The following is a 17,070-nucleotide window of genomic DNA, read 5'->3' as shown; positions in this document are numbered from 1 at the left end:
TTTTGAGGTTCTCTTAATTGACGAGCTTGTTTTTCTAAAATACGGGCTTCTCTTAAGACGGACTGAGATTGATTAAGTAAATATTGCCCTTCGGGTGTTAATCTTGCGCCATGACGCCCACGTTGAAAGAGCGTAATTCCCAAATGATTTTCTAATGTTTTTATCTGTTTAGTCAGTGCAGGTTGGCTAATACAAAGCCGCGATGAAGCTTCACCAAAATGCTCTGTTTCCGCTAATACAATAAATGCATTTAATAAACGTGTGTCCATGATTAATCATTAATCCTACATTATTTTTCCTTTTATTATTCTAACATAGAATAAATAAATAAAATTAATAACCAATACCAACAGACTGATAAATAAAACGTTCACCTCTTATTTGAGACTATTCTTTGAATAAAACAAAAACAGCTAACAAAGAGAAGCTGTTTTTTTATTGCATTATTCTTTACCAAATCGAACTGAAATAGGATCTTGCTCATTACCTAATTTCGTTGTCAAAATCGAATAAAGCTCAGGCCTTCGCCCTGTTAGCCAGCGTCTTCCTGTCGAATTTTCTAATAAGGTAAGGTCTATATCAGCAATCACCATATCATCATCAATCGCTTTGCTTTCTTTTACTACTCGCCCGTAAGGGTCAATTATCATGGCATTACCTGTACGAACTTCTTCTTCATCTCGCCCGACACCATTACTAAAAAGCACAAACAGTCCATTATCATGTGCTCTTGCGGGTAACCAACGCATTAACCAGCCTCGTCCATGTTCACCTTGAAAAGCATCTTGTAATGCTTGCGGATCTTGATGCCTATTTTTCCAAAGCCCCATAGGAATAGGTTTCATACTGTATGGACTACGTGAATGAGTGCCTCCCGTTTGATGAGGTGCCAATAAAATATCAGCCCCTAATAATGCATTAGCTCGTGCATTTTCAACGAGGTTATTATCCCAACAAATTAATACCCCCATTTTAACGCCCCAAGGCGTATCAAATACGGTGTATTGTTCACCGCTTTTGATGATCGGGTGTTCAAAGGCATGTAATTTACGGTGTTTATGCAATAAGCCATCAGGCATACAAACAACCCACGTATTATAAAGCGTGTTATCTTCAGCGCGTTCAATCAGCCCAACCCCTATCACCATATGGTGTGTTATCGCTTTTTGTCTTATCAACGCTAAAGAGTCACTGTCAGAAATGGATTCACTTAATGCATACACCGCTTGCTCAGGTAATTGAGGTACATGCCAATATCCTGTAATACACATTTCAGGAAAGACCAATACGTTTACACCTTCACTAACAGCGTTATCAATAAATTGATGAATTTTTGCTAAATTATAGGTTTTGTCGCTCGCTTTATGCTGAAACTGCACAGTAGCAACGCGCAATGTCTTGTCTGTATTCATATGCTCTCTATCGGTTAAACCTTGTTTTCTCTTAAGATAAAAACGTATTTTTTAATTAAAATACAATCACTTATTTTCTATTTTCAATAACATTTTGGAATACATTGAGATAACAGCAAGAAATAACAGGGTTCTTCACCTCTGTTTCACGGAATAGAAACCTTATTTTCTGGCATCATAATGGCAATAAAGGAGTGTTTATGTCTGCTAAGTCCCTATTTATTCTTCTTCCCTTATTCGGATTATCTTTTCCCTGTTTTGCAGGAAATGGCCTAGTGGACAGAACATGGACAGCGTCAGGAGTAGATACACAAAACTATCGGCAAGCATTAAGACAACCCACCGCAAGCTCTCGATATACTCTTTTTAATATCACGCCAGATATGCCCGTTCCGGGAGGCGCAAGTCATACTGATCCTCAAGGTATTCGCTTTATCGCAATGAAATACGGCCCTTATGGTCAGTCAGAACACTATAAAACTTACCAAATCATGTTTTCTCACTATTCAAATAACAGTACCAAGAAGATTCGTTATTTAGGTGAGTTATATACTGTTGTTGGTGATATTTATTTAATTGATCCATTTGCAACGACCAATGAATGGCAACGTGGTCGTAGCCAAATTGTTGAAGAGTATTATGAAATATTAGATGCGCATGGTAATAGAACGGGTAAAGGATTACGCTACCATAACTGGGATAGGCCTATTCATATCACTAAATGGACATCTAATTAATATATTCTTAACCAATATTCAATTTCATTAAGACTCTCTTAATGTCGATATTTATTTCTTCTTTTAAAATGATTTCTATAAGTATTAATTTACGTTAATACATTTTCAGTTTTTATAAATAATACATTAATAATGTATATTAATTCTTTAACTTCTATTCAAATTAATCATTCTTAATAAAGAGCTTTAATTCAAATAAAGGTTAATTGTTATTTCACGCATCTATTTAAAACAACTATTAACTTATGAAAATCATAGAATATTACTTCAAACAATTTCGAACTATCGCATTACCTGACAGCCTTTATTTAAAAAATAAATTTATTCGTAAACTAGGTTACAAACCTAACTTTAAAATACCGTCATCACTGAATGAAAAAATTAATGCACGAATGCTATTTGATAGAAATCCTATTTATACGCGCTTAGCGGATAAGATTAAAGTCAGAGACTATGTAATAGAAAAAATTGGATCTCAATATCTTGTTCCTATCATTAAAACCTATTCTCATCCTGATGAAATAGATATCGCACAACTTCCTGCACGCTTTGTCCTTAAATGTAATCATGACAGTGGAAGCACGATAATCTGCCTTGATAAATCCACATTTGATTTAGAAAAAGCCAAGAAAAAGCTCAGTTTTCATTTAAAACGTAATCTCTATCCTGTCACACGTGAATGGCATTACAAAAATATTAAAGCGCAAATTCTTTGTGAAGAATATATTGATTTATTTGATACACAAAGCCCAATGATACCAACAACCTGTCGACTTCATTGCTTCAATGGACAACCTCGTTATGCAGAAATTGATATCTCAGATACAAAAGGCCATGAATACATTAATGTGTATGATGCAAACTGGCAGTTACAACCCTTTACATTAGAAGATCCAAATACTCCCGAACCTGTTGAGAAACCAACGCAATTTAAAAACATGTTACAACTCGCCACAAAAATGGCAGGTAACTTTAATTATTGTCGTGTTGATTTTTTACTGTCTGAAAATAAGCTTATATTTAGCGAAATGACGTTTACTCCCAATGCAGGGCGCATTCCCATCAAGCCACAAGAATGGGATTACAAATTAGGTAAATTGTGGTCATGAATCATACAAAAAAATCAAATAGGGTAATGTGATGATATCAAGCATTACGCCTATTTTACGATTTTTCATGTTAATGAGTCTGTTAGTCGTTGTGGATGAGTAAACACCGTTGCTCTTCCTCGACGACAAAAACCCACCAGCGTGACATTATATTTATTAGCCACTTCAACGGCCAAAGAGGTTGCAGCAGAAACCGCAAATAAAATTTCAGCACCACACATTGCGGCTTTTTGTACCATTTCATAACTTGCACGACTAGAAACTAATACTGCACCTTCACTCCACTTTTCTTGAGCTTTCAGCCCTAAAAGCTTATCAAGTGCCACATGACGACCCACATCTTCGCATCCTCCTTGCATTTCACCTTCTGGCGAGAGCCAAACAGCTGCATGCGTACAACCTGTTAACTCACCAATTTCCTGTACCGTTGTCATCTGCTCTAAGGCACTATCAAGGTTAGAAAGTGAAAATGTTTGTGTAAAAGGTAATGGCGTAATAGGACGAAAAATTTCCTCAAGTTGCTCTGTTCCACAAATCCCACAACCTGTACGCCCCGTCATATTACGGCGTCGCTCTTTTAATCCCATAAAACGTCGGCTTGATAATTCAACCTGAACTTCAATACCGCCGTTACAACTTTCAATAATTTCGATACTGCGAATTTCATTGGAAGATTCTATAATGCCTTCGGATAAAGAAAATCCGACAGCGAACAACTCTAAATTTTTAGGGCTTGCCATCATAACAACGTGAGAAATTCCGTTGTACACTAATGCAACAGGAACTTCGAGTGCAATATAATCGTCTTCTTGTCTGTTAAGCGATCCTTTGTGTTGCACAATTGTTTGATCCACGCCAATGATTACACGTTTAGTTAACAATTTTGTCGATTTTGTTTCATCCATAAGATGAATTCCTAAATTTATTAATACATAATAACAATACGGGTAAAACGATTTTACACTACCTATCAGGCAATGAACCTGATCCTATTAAGGATAATAGGAATAAAAAAACAATCAGCTCATTTTCGTGAAGAAAATCAGAGTCAGTAAAAGCAATGTATGATGAGGAGAGACCCCATGCAGGTCAGCAGAAGACAGTTCTTTAAGATCTGTGCTGGCGGTATGGCAGGTACTACGGCGGCGGCATTAGGTTTTGCACCAGCCGTTGCGTTAGCCGGTTCACGTCAGTATAAATTACTGAGAGCCCGCGAAACCCGCAATACCTGTACGTACTGTTCTGTCGGTTGTGGACTATTAATGTATAGTCTGGGCGATGGCGCAAAAAACGCAAAAGAAACGATATTCCATATTGAAGGTGATTCAGACCATCCAGTAAACCGCGGTGCTTTATGCCCTAAAGGTGCTGGCCTTGTGGATTTCATCCACAGTGAAGGTCGTTTAAAACACCCTGAATACCGTGCACCCGGCTCGGATAAATGGGTAAAACTTTCATGGGAAGAAACGTTTGAAAGAATTGCGCGCTTAATCAAAAAAGACCGCGATGCCAACTTCCAGAAACTTAATAAAGAAGGTGTAGAAGTCAACCGTTGGTTAACAACGGGTATGCTTTGCGCCTCAGCAGCAAGTAACGAAACTGGGTTTTTAACTCAGAAGTTCACCCGAGCTCTTGGGATGCTTGCTGTCGATAACCAAGCGCGTGTCTGACACGGACCAACGGTAGCAAGTCTTGCTCCAACATTTGGTCGCGGTGCGATGACCAACCACTGGGTTGATATGAAAAATGCCAATCTTATCGTCGTTATGGGCGGTAATGCGGCAGAAGCACATCCTGTGGGATTCCGCTGGGCGATGGAAGCTAAAATCCATAATAACGCCAAGCTCATTGTTATTGATCCTCGCTTCACCCGTACTGCGGCTGTTGCGGATTTCTATACGCCTATTCGTTCTGGTACTGATATTACATTTTTATCAGGTGTTATCTTATATCTGCTTGAAAACAAACAATATCAAAAAGAATACGTTGAGGCTTATACCAATGCTAGCTTGATTGTCCGTGAAGACTATCATTTTGATGATGGTTTATTCAGTGGATACGATGCTGAAAAACGTCAATACGATAAAACCACTTGGAACTACGAGATGGATGAAAATGGTTTCGCAAAACGCGATACCACATTACAACATCCTCGTTGTGTCTGGAATCTGTTAAAACAACACGTTAGTCGTTATACGCCTGATGTTGTCGCTCAGATTTGTGGTACACCAAAAGATGATTTCTTAAAAGTTTGTGAATATATAGCTGAAACCGCAGCGAAAGATAAAACAGCCTCTTTCCTGTATGCATTAGGCTGGACTCAGCACACCGTTGGTGCTCAAAACATTCGTACCATGGCAATGATCCAATTACTGTTAGGTAATATGGGCATGGCAGGTGGCGGTGTTAACGCACTACGTGGTCACTCTAATATTCAAGGCTTAACTGATCTCGGTCTGTTATCGCAAAGCTTACCAGGCTATATGACGCTGCCTTCTGAAAAACAGACGTCATTAGAAACCTACTTAGCGGCAAATACGCCAAAAGCGACGGTACCGGGACAAGTAAACTACTGGGGTAATTATCCTAAATTCTTTGTCAGTATGATGAAGACTTTTTATGGGGATAATGCCCAACGTGATAATGATTGGGGCTTCTCACTGTTACCTAAGTGGGACAAACCTTACGATGTTCTGCAATATTTCGAGATGATGGATAAAGGCGAAGTTAATGGCTATATCTGCCAAGGCTTTAACCCTGTTGCCTCGTTCCCGAACAAGAACAAAGTGATCCGCTCATTATCAAAACTGAAATTCCTTATCACCATGGATCCGCTAAACACAGAAACTGCATGTTTCTGGCAGAATCATGGTGAAGAGAACGACGTTAAGACAGAAGATATTCAAACTGAAGTCTTCCGTCTGCCAACAACCTGTTTCGCAGAAGAAGACGGCTCTATCGTTAACTCTGGTCGCTGGCTACAGTGGCACTGGAAAGGGGGTGATGCCCCAGGTGTTGCTATTCCTGATGCTGAAATTCTATCAGGTATTTTCCATCGTTTACGCCAACTCTATAAAGAGGAAGGCGGTGCAATGCCTGAACAACTGTTGAGTATGACTTGGGATTACTTCGATCCTGATAATCCAACCTCATCAGAAGTGGCACAAGAAAGTAATGGTAAAGCCTTAGTCGATTTAAAAGACGCTGATGGCAATATCATTCTGAAAAAAGGTCAACTGCTTAGCTCGTTTGCTCAATTACGTGACGACGGTACAACAGCAAGTGGCTGTTGGATCTTTGCAGGTAGCTGGACAGAGAAAGGCAACCAAATGGCTAACCGTGATAACTCGGATCCATCAGGATTGGGTAACACATTAGGTTGGGCATGGGCATGGCCTCTTAACCGTCGCATTATTTATAACCGCGCATCGGCAGACCCTCAGGGTAAACCGTGGGATCCTAAACGTACATTAATCGAATGGGATGGCAGCAAATGGACAGGCATTGATGTACCTGACTATAGCAATGCGGCACCCGGTTCAGATGTCGGTCCATTTATTATGCAGCCGGAAGGTATGGGACGTTTATTTGCTATCGATAAAATGGCAGAAGGTCCATTCCCTGAACACTATGAACCGATTGAAACACCATTAGGGACTAATCCATTACACCCGAATGTCGTTTCAAACCCAGCGGCACGTATCTTTAAAGATGACTGGAAAGAGATGGGTAAGGCAGAAGACTTCCCCTATGTCGGTACAACTTATCGTCTGACAGAACACTTCCACTTCTGGACGAAACATGCGCGCTTAAATGCGATTATTCAGCCACAACAATTTATTGAAATTGGTGAGCGTTTAGCCGCAGAAAAAGGCATTGTTCAAGGTGATACCGTTAAAGTCAGCTCGAAACGCGGTTATATCAAAGCCAAAGCCGTGGTGACTAAACGTATTAGAACACTACACGTTGACGGTCGTAATGTGGATACCATTGGTATTCCTATTCACTGGGGCTTTGAAGGTGTTGCTGTTAAAGGCTTTATTGCCAATACGTTAACGCCATTCGTCGGTGATGCAAATACACAAACGCCTGAGTTTAAAGCGTTCCTTGTTAATGTGGAAAAGGTGTAAGGAGATAAATTATGTCACTGCAATCTCAAGACATTATTCGTCGCTCTGCTACCAATTCCCTTACTCCCGCACCTCGTGTGCGGGATTACAAGGAAGAAGTAGCAAAACTTATCGACGTGACAACCTGTATCGGCTGTAAAGCCTGTCAGGTTGCGTGTTCTGAATGGAACGATATTCGCGATAAAATTGGGACTAACGTCGGTGTTTACGATAACCCAATGGATTTAACGGCGAAATCATGGACAGTGATGCGTTTCTCTGAAGTTGAAGAGAACGGCAAACTGGAATGGTTAATTCGTAAAGATGGTTGTATGCACTGCGCTGATCCGGGCTGTTTAAAAGCCTGCCCGGCTGAAGGTGCCATCATTCAATACGCTAATGGTATTGTTGATTTCCAATCAGAACATTGTATTGGTTGTGGTTATTGTATTGCGGGTTGTCCTTTTGACGTACCTCGCATTAATGAAGAAGATAACCGTGCTTACAAATGTACGTTATGTGTTGATCGTGTTGAAGTGGGTCAAGAGCCTGCATGTGTGAAAACCTGTCCTACAGGCGCGATTCATTTTGGTTCGAAAGAAGCCATGATCAATCTTGCGGATGAGCGTGTTTCAGAACTGCAAACTCGTGGTTATGACAACGCAGGTCTTTACGACCCACAAGGTGTGGGCGGAACACACGTAATGTATGTTCTTCATCATGCGGATAAACCTAATCTGTACCACGGTTTACCTGAAAACCCAGAAATTAGCCCAACCGTTAAATTCTGGAAAGGTATCTGGAAACCATTGGCTGCGGTTGGTTTTGCTGCCACTTTTGCTGGTGCGATGTTCCACTATTTAGGCGTCGGTCCAAACCGTACGACTGAAGAAGATGAAGAAGAAGCACTTAAAGAGATGGAAGCATCTTCTAAAACGGAAACATCCGTGAATAAGGAGGAGCAGAAATGATGAAGAAGAAAGGTAATAAAATCCTTCGTCACACCGCGTCAGAGCGTATTAACCATTGGTTAGTCGCGATAGTGTTCTTATTCACAACAATCAGTGGGTTGGGGTTCTTTTTCCCATCACTAAACTGGTTTATGAACATCCTCGGTACGCCTGAGTTATCGCGTCTGTTACACCCATTCGTGGGAAGTGCGATGGTTATTCTCTTTATCTTTATGTTCTTTAGATATTTGAAATATAACTTTATCGATAAAGACGATTTAGTTTGGGCTAAGAATATTCATAAAGTCCTGCAAAATGAAGAAGCGGGTGATATCGGCCACTATAACTTAGGTCAGAAAGGCATTTACTGGATGTTAAGTATCAGCCTTGTTTTACTGACAATAAGTGGCGTTATTATTTGGCGTCCTTATTTTGCAGAGTATTTCTCGATCCCAGTGATTCGAATTGCCTTATTAGTTCACTCATTATCAGCCATCTTACTGATAATCACCGTATTTGTTCATGCTTATGCGGCGTTCTGGGTGAAAGGGTCTATTCGTAGCATGATTGAAGGCTGGGTCACTCGAGGTTGGGCTAAAAAGCATCACCCTCGTTGGTATCGTGAAATTCTCGAAGAAGAGAAAAAAGAAGCCGAAAAGAAGTCACAGAAATAAAAGCATAACGCCTATTTCTGAACAAACGGAGGCTTGATTAGCCTCCGTTTTTTATTCAATTTACGCCCGTTTTTAAGACGTAAAAAAACAATAAAATCACGCTATTATTACCCACTGTCATGGCTTCACATTAGCTTTTGATTTATTCTGAAGCCAAACCCTGTGGGTATTCACTATAAAATTAATGATAATAGGAAGATAGAACGTTATGAGTATTCGCATCGTTCCTAAAGAGCAATTAGGTAAAGAGCAGTCAGAGAAAGGCATTAGCTTTATTCCACCCGTATTATTTCCTAATCTGAAAAATCTCTACCAACGTCGCGCTGAACGCTTTGAAACACTAGCAAAAGATAATCCTTTTGCTGATTACCTTGAATTTGCGGCCGAAATAGCCAAAGCACAAGAAAAAGCACTCCATGACAATCCATTAGTCATTGATCTTGCTCCTTTACTGACACAGCAAGCGGGTATTGCACCTTTAGATAGAAAAACATTCAAACGCAGTCAACATTGGCATGCCTTATTAGCATCGATTATTGCTGAATTACGCCCAGTCGTGCCTGAAAGTGCCACTATCACTTTAGAAAACCTCGCTAAAGCGTCTGAAACTGAATTAGAAGAGATGGCAACGGCATTACTTAATGATGAATATTCAAAAGTCTCAGCTGATAAATCGGTCTTTATTTGGGCTGCTTTATCTCTTTACTGGGCACAATTAGCTGCCAATATTCCCGGTAAAGCAAAAACAGAATATGGTGAAAATCGTCAATTTTGCCCAGTTTGTAACAGTATGCCTGTGACAAGCATGGTACAAATCGGCACAACACAAGGCTTACGCTACTTACACTGTAATTTATGTGAAACCGAGTGGCATGTTGTGCGCATTAAGTGCACCAACTGTGAACTAACAGGTAAATTAAATTACTGGTCATTAGACAGTGAGAATACCCCGGTTAAAGCAGAAAGCTGTGGTGACTGTGGAAGTTATCTGAAAATTTTATATCAAGAAAAAGATGCCAATGTGGATGCTGTTGCAGATGATTTAGCCTCTATTGTTCTTGATGCAAAAATGGAAGAAGAAGGCTTTGCTCGTAGTAGCATTAACCCATTCCTGTTCCCAAATGAATAATAATTAGGTACTAGCATGACAAATGATACGCGCTCACTTTACAGTCAACTGCCGTCTATTGATAAATTACTGCATCAAGCAGACATTCAAGCACTGGTTGCTTCTTATGGTCAGACATTTATTGCTGAGCATTTACGAACGTTACAAGAAGAAGCGCGTGTCATTATTCGCCAAGACAATAACTTGCCACACTGGCACAGTAATTGGGTTAATGAATTAAAAAATCGTATTACCTTACAACAAAAATCCTCTATTAAACCGGTTTTCAATTTAACGGGTACTGTTTTACACACTAATCTAGGGCGTGCATTAATGGCAGAATCCGCCATTGAAGCAGTGAGTCAAGTGATGCGCTCTCCAGCGACCTTAGAATACTCTCTCGATGGTGCTTCAAGAGGACACCGTGATCGCGCTATCGCCGATCTGTTATGTGAATTAACCGGTGCTGAAGATGCCTGTATTGTTAATAACAATGCCGCCGCAGTTTTATTAATGCTCGCTACTGTTGCTCCCCATAAAGAAGTCGTTGTTTCTCGGGGTGAATTAGTCGAAATTGGCGGTGCTTTTCGTATCCCCGATGTGATGACACAAGCAGGTTGTACACTCAAAGAAGTGGGAACAACCAACCGTACTCACCTTAAAGACTATCGTAACGCCATTAATGAAAATACAGGTTTACTGATGAAAGTGCATACCAGTAACTATTGTATTCAAGGCTTTACAGCTGAAGTTGAAGGTGACGAGCTAGCAGCTTTAGGTAAAGAGATGAACTTGCCTACCGCTATCGATTTAGGTAGCGGTTCAATGACAAATTTAGCTGCATTAGGCTTACCATCTGAACCGATGCCCCATGATTATCTGCAACAAGGTATCGACCTTGTCACCTTTTCGGGTGACAAGCTATTAGGTGGCCCCCAAGCAGGAATTATTTTAGGAAAAAAAGAGTGGATTGAGGCTATTCAGCGCCATCCGCTCAAGCGTGCTTTGCGTGTTGATAAAATGACATTAGCCGCGTTAGGTGCCACGTTACGCCTATATCAGCAACCTGAAAAAATGGCTGTTGAAATTCCGACATTACGTTTGTTAACTCGGACACAAACAGAAATTAATGATATGGCGCAACGGTTATTACCTCATTTTCAGGCATATTATGGGGAAAATTACCATATCACGATTTCCTCATGTGCTTCTCAAATAGGCAGTGGTTCGTTACCTATTGAAAGTTTACCAAGTGCAGCACTCACCTTTGAGCCCAAAGATGGAAAAGGTAGCCAATTAGATGCGTTAGCAACCCATTGGCGTCAATTAGAAAAGCCCATCATAGGTCGAATTACTGAAGGTCGCCTGTGGCTTGATCTGCGCTGTCTTGAGGATGAAAATGCATTAATACAGGCACTTTAACTATGATTTTTGCAACAGCAGGTCACGTAGACCACGGAAAAACCACACTTATACAGGCCATCACAGGGGTAGATACCACTCATTTACCTGAAGAGAAAAAACGAGGCATGACCATTGATTTAGGTTATGCCTATTGGCGTCAAGAGGACGGAACTTCAATTGGCTTTGTCGATGTCCCTGGCCATGAGAAATTTCTTTCAAATATGCTCGCAGGTGTCGGTGGGATCTCTCATGCGCTATTAATTGTAGCGTGTGACGATGGTGTTATGGCACAAACCATTGAACATATTTCTATTTTACGTCTTGCTGGCTGTCCTCAAGTTACCGTTATTCTCACCAAAGCTGACCGAGTCACACCAGAACGTATTGAAGAAGTTCGTTCACAAACAACCGATGTATTAGCCAATTTAGGCTGGCAAAAATCTGATTTTTTTGTCACTTCAGCCCCTTCTGGGGAAGGCATTCCAGCGCTTCGTCACTATCTGGTTGATCTGCATCAGCAACAACACCCTCAATGGCATAAACGTTTTCGCTTAGCAATAGACCGTGTTTTTAGTATTAAAGGTGCGGGTTTAGTTGTCACGGGGACGGCTCTTGCGGGGCAAATTTCTGTTGGTGATACCTTTTGGCTAACAGGGGCTGATAAACCCGTAAGAATAAGAGCACTGCATGCACAGAATCAGCCTGTAGAGAGCGCGGGAGCAGGTCATCGTATCGCCATTAATATCACAGGGGATGTCAGTAAAGAAAACGTCTCTCGTGGCGATTGGTTGCTTTCTCAAACACCTCACTATCAATCTCATAAAGTCTTAGTCAGATTAATCGCAGATGAGCCTTTAAAGCATTGGCAACCCGTCCATATTCACCACGGTACTCGCCATATTACAGGCCGTGTTGCGCTATTAAATGAAGCCCATGCAATCCCTCAATTAGCAGAGCTTATTCTTGATGAACCTCTTTGGCTGGTGGATAACGACAGACTTATTTTACGTGATATTGGTGCTCAACGCACATTAGCCGCTGCAAAAGTCTTACATTTACATTCTCCCCGCCGAGGTAAACGACAAAGTGAGTTTTTAGCTTGGTTGAATGAGCTTGATAAAGCAGACAGTGTCAGTGACAATTTAGCGCTTTGTTTACCCAAAGGTGAATTATCATTAGCGCAATTTTCTTGGGCTCAACAATTAACCCAACCTGCACTTAATCAGCTATTAGATACATGTAAATTGATTTCTATTGCAGGAGTCGTGCTCTCAAAAGAAAATGCAGATAACGCCAAACAAAAGCTACTAAATACACTTGATGAATATCATCAACAGCATAATGATCAAATGGGTGTGGGTCGCTCTCGTTTAAAACGAATGGCACTGCCGACATATCAAGATGAATTGGTATATCACTTAATTGATCAATTACGCAAAGAAGGTGCTATTAGTCAGAGCCGTGGTTGGCTTCATCTTCCTACTCATGGTCTGGATTTTTCGCCTGAACAAGCGGCGTTATGGCAAAATGCTAAAACCTACTTTGAGCAATCTGAACCTTGGTGGGTACGTGATCTTGCCAATGAAATGAAAAATGATGAAAAAGAAATTCGCTCATTATTACGCAAAGCCGCACAGTTAGGTTTAATTATCCCAATTATTGCTGATCGCTACTATACCCATACATCTATAGAAAAATTTGCCTCCATTATTGTGAAATATAATGAGAGTAATGGCAGTGTTACCGCAGCGGATTTTCGGGATGAATTATCTGTAGGGCGTAAATTAGCAGTCCAAATTCTCGAGTATTTTGACCGTACTGGATTTACACGCCGCAAAAAAGATCTTCATATTTTACGAGATAAAGGACTATTCTAAATAAAGAATTTCACTTAGGCTGATTACCTTATTCAGCCTATTTAAGGTTATCATTACAATATTTGTAAAAATAAGCCCTCATTCTTTATGGCTATACTCGGAATAGATATGAAAAAACTCTCAGGAAGTGTTTATCTTGCACTTATTCTTATCGGCTCTCTCTTTATTATTTTTGAAAAAGCCAATCTTATTTATACGGCACTTCTCTCTGTTAGTGCGTACTTTATTCTTTTTTCACTTTTCTTTCTTTTATCAGCTCGTGTTTTATTTTCTGTTATTACCACGGGTACACTCTTCATAATAACAAAGTTTATTAACCAACTAAAAGTTCATTACTATAAAGAACCAATGATGTTTTCTGACTTTGACTTAGTCTTTGACAGTTCAAATTTAGGCACATTAGGACATTATTGGGGAGCTGCAGTGGCATTGGTTGCAATGCTGATATGGCTGGTGGTTAATCAGTTCATTGCTTGGCGTTTCTCCAAAAAATCACGCCCTGTATTACGAGTGAGCAGCTTACTTTTAATGCTTGTTGGATTCACAACGATTCACTTTACAGTAGAAAAATGGCAAACAGAATGGGAAGGAACACTCCCCGGAGGCCGAAATACGGTCACTAATTTAATAATGTCTGGTTATCAAACAACCTATCGTCCACCTTATTTCAAAGAAAATGCAGACTATTTCCTTGAAAAAGCGAACAAAACGGTATTGCCAGAAACACAAACTGAAATAAAACCCGATATTATCGTGTTATTACAAGAATCAACGGTTAATCCCAATATTTATCAGTTCGATAAAGATATCGCATTACCCGATTTATTTATGTTTCAAAAAAATGAAGGCGTCAGTGCGCAAAGTCCTTTACGCGTACAAACCTTTGGTGGTGGTACTTGGCTTTCTGAATTTTCGGTACTAACCGGATTAAATACCGACGATTTTGGTGCGCGTAAAAATTCAGTATTCTATTTCGTCGTCGATAACCTTAATGAGAGTTTATTCCGCCAGCTCAAAGCTGAAGGTTATTACACCGTCTTACTCACCCCTTTCAATCGTAGCGCTTATCATGCAGGCTACGCTTATGAACAGATGGGTGTTGATGAAATTATTCAGCCACAAGAGCTAGGTTATCCTGGAAAGTTAGAAGAAAATCTGTGGAAAATATCAACACAAGATATGCTCGGTTATATCGAAAAAGTACTTAAAAAGCGAACAGATAAACCCTTGTTTATATTTTCATTAACGATGTATGAGCATGGCCCTTATGATGAATCACACACAGATGATTACCAGATTACAAGCCAGATAAATAACAGTAATGCTGCAGGTAAATTTAGCCATTATATGGAAAAAATAATAACCAGCGATCCAGCAATTAAAGATTTTTCTAATTTTGTCGCCACAAGAGAAAAACCGACAATGTTTCTCTATTTTGGTGATCATCAACCTAATATTGAGTTAAAAAATTATCAGTCACCGTTTACTAACCCTGCACATATTACTCAATTCACGTTGAGAGATAACCTAACACAAGGTGCGCCCCTTTCAACAGGTGAGTTAACTGACATTAGCTTTTTAGGCGGAATGATACTAGAACGCGCTCGTTTGCCATTATCGCCTTTCTATAAAGCCAATATTCAAATGCGTCACTTATGTGAAGGTAAGCTGAATGATTGTGAAGATGAAAAACTTATTAACAGCTATAAGAACTACATCTATGACAAACTAAAAGTCGCAGGTGTTGCAGATAATTAATTTTTATTATCCTTCAAAAAGATAATCGGGATGATCAATCTGTAAAGCACAATCAATATCAATAAAAAGAGAGACTAATCGCTAGTCTCTCTTTTTATCAAACAGAATGGGATAACTATTTACGTGTAGCAACAATCACACTTGATGCTTTTACTAGTGCTAAAACATCACTGCCTTTTGCCAACTTCATCTCTTGCAAGCTCTCATTTGTGATCACCGCAGTCAACTCTAAGCCTTTCGCTGTTTCTAAATGAACCGTGGCATTCACCGCACCTTGTACGATTTGAATGACTTTACCTGCGAACTGATTACGTGCGGAGAAATTTAAACCACAATCAGGTAGCGCTAAAACAACCCACGGCGCTTTAATAATCGCGATTGCTTCGCCATCTTTTTTAATTTTTAAGCTTTAAGCTTTCACAACTCTCTTTAGTAATAATAGTGGCCAGTTTTTCACCATGCGCTAAAGATAAAATGACTTCGCTATTGACGGCACCTTCAATAATATCAACAACTTTACCCACTAACTGATTGCGTGCTGAAACTTTCATTTATCCACCCCGATTATTGATGAGAAATTATATTAATAATACGATTAAGTTGTTGAGATAACTTTATCATAAATACTATTAGATAATTTATTCTTGGGTCATAGTTTAAAGTTTATTTATTATTCAAAAAAGTTAGTATTGTAAACAAATAGCGTTAGTAAAATTAAATGATACGTTAAACAATAGACATAAACTCATGGGGTTATATTTTTTATTCTTATAATTATTGATACAAAAAAAGAGATAACCTAACTCACCTTTTAATTCAAGATAATTTAAGCTATCTACCTTTTAAATTAAAAACACTTATTGCCCATTCTGAGCAAATGCCGCTAATAAATGTAACGCTGAAGAGTAATAATCCGTATCTTTACTTAAATCAACATCTTCAATCGGTGTTTTCATCGTTAAATCTCTCACCGCCATCATGCCGGGAGTAAGGTTATATTCCGCGCGCTCTTGGCCATCAACGCTGATCCACGCAGGCGTTTTATAGCGATCGAACTGTTGCCAATATTGCACAAAAGGTTGTAATGCTAATTCATCATGTGCCCACGCCAAATAAAGTGGAATTCGTATAGCATCAAAACTAAACCGTGCTGGCCATTTTTCGCTGGGTTCTATCTTTCCATCAATACGCAAACTTACCCAATCTGTGGGCAATTGATACTCGCCAAAATGCATATTTCTCAATAGTGATTGGCTATCACTGATTAATGTTTTCCACCGAATATCTTTACTAAAACGGTAAAAGTCTTTCCACGCAGGAAAGATAAAATAAGAGGGATTAATAATAATTTCTTCTGGCGTTTTAAAGCCATTAATACCAGGCAATAATACAGTATAGTTTTTTGTTTTAACTAAAGTATGTTCCAAAATAGCGTGTTGAATAGAGTCAGAGGCTGAAAGATAACTTTCATCATTCCATTTTTCACCGGCTTTTAATAATGCCCAAGCAATTAAAATATCACCATCAGTTGCATTATTAGGATCAGGGGTATGCTCGCTATTTTCTGGTTCATAGCGCCATTTAAACAGGCCTAAATCACCTCGATAAAGTGAGGTTGCTGCCCAACGCCATAGCTTATTAAATGTTTCATGATCATCACTCATCACAGCCATTAACATGCCATAGCCTTGACCTTCAGAGTGTGAGATATTTTGGTTAGCGCTGTCAATCACACGCCCATCTTCTGAGATATAGCGCTCTTTAAATTGCTGCCAGCCTGCTTGAGTCTCTGCTGCTTGTATCGTTGGTGAGATCATAAGCAACAAACCTAAAATAAAAAAAGTGGAAAATAGGTAATTACAACGAGATAAGTGCTTAAAAGACATTGCCTTTCTCTCCTGCTATTGCCGACCGCTATCTTATTTCGGTCGG

13 protein-coding genes and 1 pseudogene are annotated in these 17,070 nt (G+C 39.6%); 9 read left to right on the top strand and 5 right to left on the bottom strand.

The genetic code is table 11. The features are described 5' to 3' along the window. Together INT04_RS16475 and INT04_RS16470 are read right to left on the bottom strand one after the other, a co-directional pair. Positions 1 to 269 (bottom strand): LysR family transcriptional regulator (locus tag INT04_RS16475; protein WP_193017193.1); only part of this gene is annotated, 269 nt, incomplete at its 3' end. A gap of 174 nt (positions 270 to 443) precedes the next feature. Further along, positions 444 to 1,412, bottom strand: coding sequence for a nitrilase family protein (locus INT04_RS16470; RefSeq protein WP_193017192.1), 969 nt, complete (start codon positions 1,410 to 1,412; stop codon positions 444 to 446). Positions 1,413 to 1,612: 200 nt separating this feature from the next. Here INT04_RS16470 and umoA point away from each other — a divergent pair, with 200 nt between their 5' ends. Then, complete coding sequence (gene umoA, locus INT04_RS16465) at positions 1,613 to 2,149, top strand: UmoA family flagellar biogenesis regulator (RefSeq protein WP_193017191.1); 537 nt, start codon at positions 1,613 to 1,615, stop codon at positions 2,147 to 2,149. A 245-nt stretch (positions 2,150 to 2,394) separates the two neighbouring features. Then, positions 2,395 to 3,258 (top strand): ATP-grasp fold amidoligase family protein, encoded by an 864-nt coding sequence (locus INT04_RS16460; protein WP_193017190.1) that lies wholly within the window; start codon positions 2,395 to 2,397, stop codon positions 3,256 to 3,258. A 65-nt stretch (positions 3,259 to 3,323) separates the two neighbouring features. Here the strand turns inward: INT04_RS16460 and fdhD are convergent, their stop codons facing one another. After that, positions 3,324 to 4,163 carry a formate dehydrogenase accessory sulfurtransferase FdhD gene (gene fdhD, locus INT04_RS16455; protein WP_193017189.1) on the bottom strand — a complete coding sequence of 280 codons (840 nt, stop codon included), beginning with the start codon at positions 4,161 to 4,163 and terminating at the stop codon, positions 3,324 to 3,326. A 177-nt stretch (positions 4,164 to 4,340) separates the two neighbouring features. Here fdhD and fdnG point away from each other — a divergent pair, with 177 nt between their 5' ends. From fdnG to INT04_RS16420, 7 genes are all read left to right on the top strand, one after another. Continuing rightward, entirely contained in the window at positions 4,341 to 7,388 is a 3,048-nt protein-coding gene (fdnG, locus tag INT04_RS16450) for a formate dehydrogenase-N subunit alpha (RefSeq protein WP_193017188.1), read from the top strand. A gap of 11 nt (positions 7,389 to 7,399) precedes the next feature. Next, complete coding sequence (gene fdxH / locus INT04_RS16445) at positions 7,400 to 8,338, top strand: formate dehydrogenase subunit beta (protein WP_193017187.1); 939 nt, start codon at positions 7,400 to 7,402, stop codon at positions 8,336 to 8,338. Then, entirely contained in the window at positions 8,335 to 8,991 is a 657-nt protein-coding gene (fdoI, locus tag INT04_RS16440; protein ID WP_193017186.1) for a formate dehydrogenase cytochrome b556 subunit, read from the top strand. The genes fdxH and fdoI overlap by 4 nt, the downstream gene beginning before the upstream one ends. Before the next feature lie 208 nt (positions 8,992 to 9,199). After that, a complete protein-coding gene (gene fdhE / locus INT04_RS16435) occupies positions 9,200 to 10,120 on the top strand; it encodes a formate dehydrogenase accessory protein FdhE (protein WP_193017185.1) in 921 nt (306 codons plus the stop codon). Positions 10,121 to 10,135: 15 nt separating this feature from the next. After that, positions 10,136 to 11,521 (top strand): L-seryl-tRNA(Sec) selenium transferase, encoded by a 1,386-nt coding sequence (selA, locus tag INT04_RS16430; protein ID WP_193017184.1) that lies wholly within the window; start codon positions 10,136 to 10,138, stop codon positions 11,519 to 11,521. Between the two features lie 2 nt (positions 11,522 to 11,523). After that, on the top strand, positions 11,524 to 13,380 hold the full coding sequence (gene selB, locus INT04_RS16425) for a selenocysteine-specific translation elongation factor (RefSeq protein ID WP_193017183.1): 1,857 nt from the start codon (positions 11,524 to 11,526) through the stop codon (positions 13,378 to 13,380). A gap of 108 nt (positions 13,381 to 13,488) precedes the next feature. Next, on the top strand, positions 13,489 to 15,138 hold the full coding sequence (locus INT04_RS16420; RefSeq protein WP_193017182.1) for an LTA synthase family protein: 1,650 nt from the start codon (positions 13,489 to 13,491) through the stop codon (positions 15,136 to 15,138). A 115-nt stretch (positions 15,139 to 15,253) separates the two neighbouring features. Here INT04_RS16420 and INT04_RS16415 read toward each other — a convergent pair. Both INT04_RS16415 and INT04_RS16410 read right to left on the bottom strand, forming a co-directional pair. Then, positions 15,254 to 15,689: pseudogene (locus INT04_RS16415) on the bottom strand (TOBE domain-containing protein). 306 nt (positions 15,690 to 15,995) lie between these two features. Beyond that, a complete protein-coding gene (locus INT04_RS16410; protein WP_193017181.1) occupies positions 15,996 to 17,024 on the bottom strand; it encodes a glycosyl hydrolase family 8 in 1,029 nt (342 codons plus the stop codon). Between the last annotated feature and the right edge of the window lie 46 nt (positions 17,025 to 17,070).

The organism is Proteus sp. FME41 (genome assembly GCF_014897315.1).
Lineage (GTDB): Bacteria > Pseudomonadota > Gammaproteobacteria > Enterobacterales > Enterobacteriaceae > Proteus.
Note: the sequence above shows the minus strand (reverse complement) of the source record. Positions and strands in the feature narration are given on the sequence as shown.